General features: G+C 62.3%; 9 protein-coding genes. 1 reads left to right on the top strand and 8 read right to left on the bottom strand.

Going from position 1 to position 9,050, the window contains the following annotated elements; genetic code table 11:
* Nucleotides 1–146: 146 nt before the first annotated feature.
* On the bottom strand, nt 147–929 hold the full coding sequence (locus HX814_RS31230; RefSeq protein WP_003219204.1) for a class I SAM-dependent methyltransferase: 783 nt from the start codon (nt 927–929) through the stop codon (nt 147–149).
* A 96-nt stretch (nt 930–1,025) separates the two neighbouring features.
* Here HX814_RS31230 and HX814_RS31225 point away from each other — a divergent pair, with 96 nt between their 5' ends.
* A complete protein-coding gene (locus HX814_RS31225; protein ID WP_177008496.1) occupies nt 1,026–1,646 on the top strand; it encodes an energy transducer TonB in 621 nt (206 codons plus the stop codon).
* A gap of 3 nt (nt 1,647–1,649) precedes the next feature.
* On the opposite strand, the gene HX814_RS31220 is transcribed toward HX814_RS31225, so the two are convergent.
* From HX814_RS31220 to ppc, 7 genes are all read right to left on the bottom strand, one after another.
* On the bottom strand, nt 1,650–2,348 hold the full coding sequence (locus HX814_RS31220; RefSeq protein WP_177008495.1) for an extensin family protein: 699 nt from the start codon (nt 2,346–2,348) through the stop codon (nt 1,650–1,652).
* A 3-nt stretch (nt 2,349–2,351) separates the two neighbouring features.
* Nucleotides 2,352–3,179 carry an oxaloacetate decarboxylase gene (locus HX814_RS31215; protein ID WP_177008494.1) on the bottom strand — a complete coding sequence of 276 codons (828 nt, stop codon included), beginning with the start codon at nt 3,177–3,179 and terminating at the stop codon, nt 2,352–2,354.
* A 27-nt stretch (nt 3,180–3,206) separates the two neighbouring features.
* Nucleotides 3,207–4,067 carry a DUF72 domain-containing protein gene (locus tag HX814_RS31210; RefSeq protein ID WP_177008493.1) on the bottom strand — a complete coding sequence of 287 codons (861 nt, stop codon included), beginning with the start codon at nt 4,065–4,067 and terminating at the stop codon, nt 3,207–3,209.
* Nucleotides 4,067–4,378: a hypothetical protein gene (locus HX814_RS31205; RefSeq protein ID WP_003219213.1), complete on the bottom strand. Its 312-nt coding sequence runs from the start codon at nt 4,376–4,378 to the stop codon at nt 4,067–4,069. Before HX814_RS31205 ends, HX814_RS31210 begins: the two co-directional genes overlap by 1 nt.
* Nucleotides 4,379–4,538: 160 nt before the next feature.
* A complete protein-coding gene (gene tsaB, locus HX814_RS31200; RefSeq protein WP_003219215.1) occupies nt 4,539–5,225 on the bottom strand; it encodes a tRNA (adenosine(37)-N6)-threonylcarbamoyltransferase complex dimerization subunit type 1 TsaB in 687 nt (228 codons plus the stop codon).
* 89 nt (nt 5,226–5,314) lie between these two features.
* Nucleotides 5,315–5,962: an adenylate kinase gene (gene adk, locus HX814_RS31195; protein WP_008431098.1), complete on the bottom strand. Its 648-nt coding sequence runs from the start codon at nt 5,960–5,962 to the stop codon at nt 5,315–5,317.
* A gap of 268 nt (nt 5,963–6,230) precedes the next feature.
* Nucleotides 6,231–8,876: a phosphoenolpyruvate carboxylase gene (gene ppc, locus HX814_RS31190; RefSeq protein ID WP_177015452.1), complete on the bottom strand. Its 2,646-nt coding sequence runs from the start codon at nt 8,874–8,876 to the stop codon at nt 6,231–6,233.
* Nucleotides 8,877–9,050: the final 174 nt, after the last annotated feature.

Genomic DNA, 9,050 nt, shown 5'->3' with positions numbered 1-9,050 from the left:
GGTGAGGGCAGACCGAGCCTGAGCGAGGCACCGAGTGGTGGGGCAAAGACCTTTTGGTTACTTTTGGGGCGTTTGCCAAAAGTGACCCGCTGTAAGAGCGGAACCCTAAGTGGCCGTTACCTAAATAACGGATATGTACCCAACCCTCAGGACTTCAGCGCCTTCTTAGGATAAATGTCATACCGACTGGACTTCCCATCCAACGCATGACTCGGCTTAACCCCCTCAATACAAGGCGCCTTACGCGGCCGCTTGACCACCACCCGATGACTGGCCAAAGCCAACGCCGCCGCCAACAACGCCGGCGCATCCGGATCATCCCCCACCAGCGGCCGAAACAACCTCATCTCCTTCTTCACCAACGCCGTCTTCTCCCGATGCGGAAACATCGGATCCAGATAAATCACCTGAGGCGGCTCCCCCTCCCAATCGCGCATCACCTCAATGGAGTTGCCCTTGAGCAACCTCATCCGCGCCACAATCGGCGCCACCTCAAAATCTTCTGCACCTCGCGCCAAGCCATCTTCCAGCAACGCCCCAATCAACGGCTGGCGTTCAATCAGGCTCATCTCGCAACCCAGGCTGGCCAACACAAATGCATCCTTTCCCAACCCGGCGGTAGCATCCAGCACCCTGGGGCGCACGCCCTGCGCCACACCCACCGCCTTGGCAATCATTTGCCCGCTGCCGCCGCCATACAGACGCCGGTGCGCCGCCCCACCCTCCACAAAATCCACCCGCACCGGCCCCGGCGCCTCAGGCCCCAGCTGTTGCAACTGCAGCCCCTGCTCCCCCACCTGCAAGGCAAAGTCCGCCTCATCCAGTTGCAAAGGCAACCCCAGCTGCTCGGCCCAGTGCTGCGCACGTGCCTGAAAACCTTCGGCCAAGGCCTCGACCCGAATGCGGCTGGCCGCTGGTTGTTCGCTCATCGGTGACTACGCTCAAAAATATTAAGGATCGGCAAAAAGCGGCCGATAAAAAAAAGGATCCGGCATTTTGCCAGAGCTGAGCGACGATCGAGAGAAATGTCAGACATTCCTTCGCTATTCACCGGTGTACTGCCGACCCACAACCACTTCGGCCTGCGCAATACCCAAGCGCTGGCCGGCGTCAGTCATGTGTGGCAGGACTTCTTCGCCCAGGCGTTGGCCGAACAGCTCGGCGACACGCCGGGCGCGCTCGCCAAGTCGGTGACGAAACCTGTGGACCCGGCGGTAGAACCCAGCGAAGGCAGTGACCTGCTGTCGCAGATCGTCACCCAGCGCGCCTGTGATGTGACAGACACCGAGATCGCCCCGCCCGAGCCGCTGTTCCTGCCCATCGCCGAATTCGAACTGGAACTGCTGCCACCGGCCCCGCCACCGTACCCGGCGGAAGAAGTGGTCGCCCAGCAAAAGCAGCAAAACTTCGAAAGCGCCTGGGTGCGCCCGATCGTCCTGGCCGCCGGCCAATCGCTGCCCGAACCGGGTCCGGCGCCGCAACCACGCCCGCTGCATTTGCCGATCGCCGAATTCGAACTGGACCTGCTGCCACCACCACCGCCACCGTTCCCGGCAGAAGAGCTGGTTGAGCAACAGAAAGCCCTGGATTTCGACAGCCGCTGGGCGCGTCCGCTGATCCTGCACAACCTGCGCCTGGCCGCCTGACCCTCAGCGACACACCCACCACCGACCCATGTCCAGATGAAAGTGATTACGGTGGGCGGCGTTGTAATCCGGGCTCAACACCACATTGAAATCCTTGCAGGCGCCGTCGCGCACTTGCCGCAGGAAGCGCGCACGCTCGCCGTCACCCGGCCAATCCTTGAGCACACTGATGGTGCGCCCGTCCGCCAGGCGAAACCCGGCGATATCCACAGCATTGGCCGACGCATGCTGGCTGAGTCGCCCGTTGGCGCGGTTGTAGATATTGCGACAGGCAAAGCTGCCCAGGTGATCGACCCGCGTCACTACCTGGCCAAACACCGCCTGGGCCGCTGGTTGCAGGCTATGGCGCTCGAACAGGGCGAACGCCACGGCCAGCGGGCAACTGGCGAGAAAGCTGCTGCTCAAGCCGACATCAGCGCCTTGAACCCGCAATGTATTGCGCAGCGGGCAAGCCGCGTCGGCAGGGCTGTCCGCCTGATGGGCGACCCGCAGCCCGGAGGTCTTCAGCACTTGGTCACATAGGGCAGGATCATCCTGCAAACGCCCAAGCTTGAATCGGGTCAGCAGGTTCGGGCTTGCCCGCACGTCCAGCGGCGCCCACGGGTTCCACTCATCGGGCAGCGGCACCCAGCCCCGCCACACGCCAACCAACACACCACCTGCCAACACCAGCAGCACGCCCAGCACCTTGAAGAAACGCACGCCTCAGCCCTTGAACAGTTGATTGGCCTGGTTGAACGGCATCGAGCGCTCAGTGAAGGTAAACGTGCCCAACTCATGAACCTCCTGGGCCGCCCTGAAGAACTCGCCATAAGCCGCCAGGGCCATGGCCGAGCCGACGCTGATGCGCTTGACGCCCATCTCGCTCAACTGCGCCACGCTGAGTTTCAGGGCGCCTGACATCAAGATATTCACGGGCTTGGGTGCAACCGCCTTCACCACCGCCAATACTTCCTCGGCACTGCGCAGGGCCGGTGCATAGAGCACGTCGGCGCCAGCTTCGGCGTAGGCCTGCAGGCGGCGAATGGTGTCGGGCAAATCCAGCCGGCCATGCAGGAGGTTTTCTGCGCGGGCGGTCAGGGTGAAGGGGAATGGCAAACTGCGGGCAGCGGCGACTGCGGCTTCGACGCGCTCCACGGAAAGGTCAAAGGGATAGATCGGGTCGACGGCAATTCCGGTGGCGTCTTCGATGGAGCCACCGACAATCCCAGTCCCTGCCGCCCGCAGGATAGTCTTGGCGCAGCCTTCAGGGGTGTCACTGAAGCAGTTTTCCAGGTCGGCGGCGACGGGCAGCGAGGTCGCCTGGACGATCGCCCCGGCATTGCCCAAGGTGTCTTCCAGGGACAACGCACCTTCGGCATCCGGGCGGCCGAGGCTGAAGGCAAAGCCGGCGCTGGTGGTGGCCAGGGCTTCAAACCCCAGGCTGGCGAGCATTTTTGCGGAGCCGGCATCCCATGGATTGGGCATCACGAACGCGCGGTCACGCTCATGCAGGGCCTTGAAGGTTTCGGCGCGAAGGGTTTGGGCATCCATGACTGACTCCTGTCGGGAAAAGGAGCCTTAGAGTAACCCCAGTTGCTCCGCTTCGGGTTCTCGATGAATCTGCGGTAAGGCCGGCAAGCCGGGCAAACGCACCATCAGCTTTTCGTGAAAGCGAAAAGCCAGTTGGGCGGCCAGGCGATTGTCAGAGGTGTGGAGAAAGACATAGGGCGTGCGACCCTCTTCGATCCAGCCGGCAACCTTTTCAATCCAGGGCATCAGGAACGGATCATTGGCTTCCAACTCCGGATGGCCGATAAAGCGCACTTGCGGAAACTGCGTCAGCGCCGCCGGGCGAGGCGGCACCTTGGGCTTTTTCGATTGGGCGTGCAGCACGGCTGCCGAGGTGGAGGTGCAACTGAACAACGCACGCGGGTCCAGGCAGATGCGCTCGACACCGCGGTCGCGCAGCAAGCGGTTGAGACTGCGCTCGGCGTCGCCCTTGGCGAAAAATTCCGAGTGACGCACCTCCACCGCCAACGGTCGCTCCAGCCCGTCGATAAACCCGGCCAACTCACCCAGGCGCTGCGGGGTAAAACTGGCCGGCAGCTGCAGCCACAACGGCGAAATACGCTCGCCCAACGGGCTCATCAACCCCAGGAAACTTTCCGCCGCCGGCAACTGCTCGATCAGGTTGCCGCTGTGGCTGATATCCCCCGGAAACTTGGCCGTGAAGCGAAAATGCTCGGGCATGATTTCAGCCCAGCGCTGCACGGTAGCGACGGAAGGACGGGCGTAGAACGTGGTGTTGCCCTCGACGGCGTTGAAGACCTGGGAATACAGGGCAAGGTAATCGCTGGAGCGGGCGTCGGCAGGATACAGGTATTCGCGCCAGGCGTTTTCACTCCAGGACGGACAACCGAGGTAGTAAGGCAACAGCATCAGATATGGATATCGAGGCCCAGCACTTCCATATCCCATTCGACAAAGCCGGCAGTGGTCAGGTAGCTGGCCAGGGCATTGGCGACGTTTTTGCTCATGGAGCGCGGGAAGATCATGTCTTGCTGGCGGGCAGGAACGCCGCTGGTGCGTGCACCGCCGGAACCCTGGGAACGGGTTGAAACAGCAGTGTTGTCGGACTGGATTTCAACAAAATCGGGCGAGTCTTCGACGGAGTCGTCTACCGTCACGTTCGCCTTGCGAGGCTTGCGCTTGAGGGGGTAGGACTGTGATGAAAAGCCGTCTATGCGCATACATGCGAACTCGGTATCGGTGATGGCATTTTAGTGGCGCTTTCCATGGCGCGCAAATGCTCTGGTGATAACTAGAACACATAATTGGTAAAAGGTTTAAAAGCGCGGGCAAATTCTGACGATTGGCTATTTTTGTCTGAAATTGCCCGCACTTTTGACGTCAAATAATCCCGCGTTCAGCCTTGGTCTGCGCCACTTTATCCCGCAGGTACACGGGCGCCGCCTGGTCCGCCGGAATCGCCTCGCCTCGCTCCCAGGCAAAGCGTGCCAGGGCCAGCAGGTCTTCGGCGTGGGGCAGCATCCCGGCATCCTGGCCGGCAAGCGTCACGCCAATGCGCTCGCCGTAGCCCCAGCCGGTGCCGGCACCGAACCAGTCGCCGCTGGCATCAGCCGGCAAGGCCGCCGTTTCAGGCGACAGCACAGCTTCAGCCCCCACCAGGCGCATCTCGCCAGCGGTTTCGCGGTAGCAGCCCCAATACACTTCATCCATGCGCGCATCGATGGCCGCCGCGACCTGGTTGGCGCCGTGTTCGCGAAATGCCCGCTGCGCCAGCACCGCCAGGTTGGACACCGGCAACACCGGACGCTCCAGCGCAAACGCCAGGCCCTGGACCACACCAATAGCGATGCGCACACCGGTGAACGCACCCGGGCCACGCCCGAATGCGATGGCGTCCACCGCCGACAAGGTGGTGCCCGCGTCCAGCAGCAATTGCTTGATCATCGGCAACAGCTTCTGCGCGTGCAGGCGCGGGATCACCTCGTAGTGGCTCGTAACCTTGCCATCGTGCAGCAGGGCAACGGAGCAAGCTTCAGTCGCGGTGTCCAGGGCCAGCAAGGTGCTCATCGGTGTATGCATCCACGTTGAAAAAAAGTGCGTCAGTATAAACAACAACGGCCCGCAAGCGGGCCGTTGTCAATCAAGCGGATGAACGATCAGATCAGCGCTTCCAGTACTTTGCCAGTGATGGCTTCAACCGAACCCACACCTTCGATGTGGCTGTACTTCGGTTTGCCCTGGGCGGCCGAGAGTTTCTGGTAGAAGTCCACCAGCGGCTTGGTCTGGGAATGGTAGACCGACAGGCGATGACGCACGGTCTCTTCGGTGTCGTCCTTACGCTGCACCAGGTCTTCGCCGGTGACATCGTCCTTGCCCGCGACTTTCGGCGGGTTGTAGACGATGTGGTAGACGCGGCCCGAGGCCTCGTGAACACGACGACCGGCAATACGCTGCACGATCTCTTCGTCTTCAACGGCGATTTCCACCACGTTGTCCAGCTCGACGCCGGCCTTCACCAGGGCTTCAGCCTGGGGAATGGTGCGCGGGAAGCCATCGAACAGGAAACCGTTCTTGCAGTCGTCCTGGCTGATGCGTTCCTTGACCAGGTTGATGATCAGGTCATCGGAGACCAGGCCGCCGCTGTCCATCACGCTCTTGGCGATCAGGCCCAGCTCGGTGCCGGCCTTGACGGCCGCACGCAGCATGTCGCCGGTGGAGATTTGTGGAATGCCGAATTTTTCAGTGATGAACTTTGCCTGAGTACCTTTACCGGCCCCGGGAGCTCCCAGCAGAATGACGCGCATCGATGTGCTCCTCAATTTTTTATAGAGATGACGCTCGGATTCGCCGCGTGGGGCCAATCTCGGAAATTTTGGGTCCAGGCCGCACAAACGGCCAAAGGCTGATCAAGATACACAGCAGGCCCAAACCACACAAGCCGCCGAAAGTAGGAGAAACCCGCGCCGCGCTGGCTTTATAGGCAGGTACAACCCTGACAGCAAAACGCCGGTCGCCAATTTTACGGCGACCGGCGCGGGGTATCTGCAAGCTATTGAGAACACGCCATAAATGTCAGCCGGTGTTGCGCAAACCAGCGGCAATACCGGCCACAGACACCAGCAGCGCCTGTTCCAGAGGGCTGTCCTGTGCCGCTTCCTGTTGCCGCGATCGGGCCAGCAATTCGGCCTGCAGCAGGTGCAACGGGTCCAGGTAGGTGTTGCGCAGGCGGATGAACTCAAGCGTATCGGGGCTGTGGGCCAGCAGCTGAGACTGGCCAGTCAGGCCAAGCACCACACTGCACGCCTGCGACAATAGGTCGCGTAAGTGCGCACCCAATGGCAGCAGATCGGGCTGCACCAATCGCTCGTCATACAGCCGGGCGATATCGGCGTCGGCCTTGGCCAGCACCATTTCCAGCATATCGATGCGGGTACGAAAGAACGGCCACTGCTCGCGCATCTGCCCCAGCAACTCGCCTTCGCCACGCTCCAGGGCATTGTTCAACGCCGCTTCCCAGCCGAGCCAGGCGGGCAGCATCAGGCGAGTCTGGGTCCAGCCGAAGATCCACGGGATCGCCCGCAGGCTTTCAATGCCACCAGCCCGGCGCTTGGCCGGACGACTGCCCAGGGGCAAGCGACCCAGTTCCTGCTCCGGGGTCGACTGGCGGAAATACTCGACGAACTGCGGATTTTCCCGCACCACGGCGCGGTAAGCGCTGACACCGTCGGCGGCCAATTCGTCCATCAAGTGGCGCCAGGCCGGTTCCGGTGGTGGCGGTGGCAGCAAGGTTGCCTCCAGCACCGCCGCCAGGTACAGGTTGAGGTTTTGCTCGGCGATGTCCGGCAGGCCGAACTTGAAGCGGATCATCTCGCCCTGCTCAGTGGTACGGAAACGCCCCGCCACCGACCCAGGAGGCTGCGACAGAATCGCCGCGTGAGCCGGGCCGCCGCCACGGCCAACGGTGCCGCCGCGACCGTGGAACAGCAGCAGTTCGACTTGTTGTTCGCGGCAGATTTCCACCAGCCGTTCCTGGGCCCGGTATTGCGCCCAGGCGGCGGCGGTAGTGCCCGCGTCCTTGGCCGAATCCGAGTAGCCGATCATTACTTCCTGCGGGCCTTGCAGACGGGCGCGATAACTCGGCAACAGCAGCAGTTTTTCGATCACCGGGCCTGCGTTGTCCAGGTCAGCCAGGGTCTCGAACAACGGCACCACACGCATCGGCCGTTGTACGCCGGACTCCTTGAGCAGCAGTTGCACGGCCAACACGTCCGACGCGGCGCCGGCCATGGAGATGACGTAGGAACCCAGGGACGCAGCCGGTGCGGCAGCGATTTCCTTACAGGTGTTCAGCACTTCGGCGGTGTCTGCCGAGGGTTTGAAGTAACCCGGCAACAAGGGGCGACGGTTGGCCAGTTCCTTCATCAGGAAACTGATGCGCGCCTCTTCGTCCCAATCCTCGTAACGGCCGAGGCCCAAGTAATCCGTGATTTCGGTCATGGCCGCGCAGTGGCGGGTGGAATCCTGACGTACGTCGAGGCGCACCAGGAACAAGCCAAACGTCACAGCCCGACGCAGGCAATCCAGCAGCGGGCCGTCGGCAATCACGCCCATGCCGCAGCTATGCAGCGACTCGTAGCACAGTTGCAAAGGCTCGAGCAGGTCGCGGTTATTTTGCAGCACATCGGCGGGCGCCGGCGTGGTGCTGGTCAACGAGGTGTGGGCCCATTGGCGTGTGGCGCGCAGCCGCTCACGCAATTGCTTGAGCAACGCCCGGTAAGGTTCGACGCTGTCACCCACCTTGGCCTGCAATGCCGGGCTGGCCTGTTGCATCGACAGTTCGGAGGCGAGGTGGTCGATGTCGCGCAAGTACAGGTCAGCCGCCATCCAGCGCGCCAGCAACAGCACTTCGCGGGTGACCGGGGCGGTGACGTTGGGGTTGCCGTCGCGGTCGCCGCCCATCCAGGAAGCGAAGCGAATCGGCGCGGCCTCCAGAGGCAGGCGCAGGCCGGTAGCCGCGTGCAAGGCGTGATCGGCCTTGCGCAAATAATTCGGGATGGCGTGCCACAACGAATGCTCGATCACCGCAAAGCCCCACTTGGCTTCGTCTACCGGCGTGGGCCGGGTGCGGCGAATTTCTTCGGTGTGCCAGGCTTCGGCGATCAGGCGTTGCAGGCGATTGCGGATCTGCTCGCGCTCGGCGGTGGTGAGGTCGCGGTGATCCTGCAGGGCCAGTTGTGCGGCGATGGCGTCGTATTTCTGGATCAGGGTGCGGCGGGCGACTTCGGTGGGGTGAGCGGTGAGCACCAGTTCGATTTCCAGCCGGCCCAACTGGCGCGCCAGGGATTCGCTGCTGTGGCCTTCACTCTGCAGGCGCGCCAGCAGTTCCGGCAGCACCCGCGACTCGAACGGCGCCGGGGTTGATTCATCACGGCGGTGGATCAACTGATACTGCTCGGCGATATTGGCCAGGTTGAGAAACTGGTTGAAGGCCCGCGCCACCGGCAGCAGTTCGTCTTCCTTGAGTTGATTGAGGCTGGCGCTCAGCTCTTCGCCGGCGACCTGCTCCGAGGCTGCGCCACGGCGGTCGGCCTTGGCGCCTTTGCGGATCTGCTCGATCTTGTCGAGGAATTCATCGCCGTACTGTTCTCGAATCGTGTTGCCCAACAGTTCACCCAGCAGGTGAACATCCTCACGCAAACGTGCATCGATATCGCTCATCAGCCAATCTCCAGCAGAAAATCCGGGACGCTTTGATCTTCAAGAGTGCCGCCCACGGCGACGTCTTACAAGGAACTTTAAACCTTGTGAGTTGCAGCTAGTCTCAACAGTAAGCCGCAGCGTTATCCGCGCTGGCCGGCTGGTCACTCATCATCGCCCGCGTACCGTGGGCTC

The sequence above is a fragment of the Pseudomonas sp. C8002 genome (assembly GCF_013385765.1).
In the GTDB taxonomy this organism is placed as follows: Bacteria; Pseudomonadota; Gammaproteobacteria; order Pseudomonadales; family Pseudomonadaceae; genus Aquipseudomonas.
This window is presented reverse-complemented; position numbering and strand designations above follow the sequence as displayed.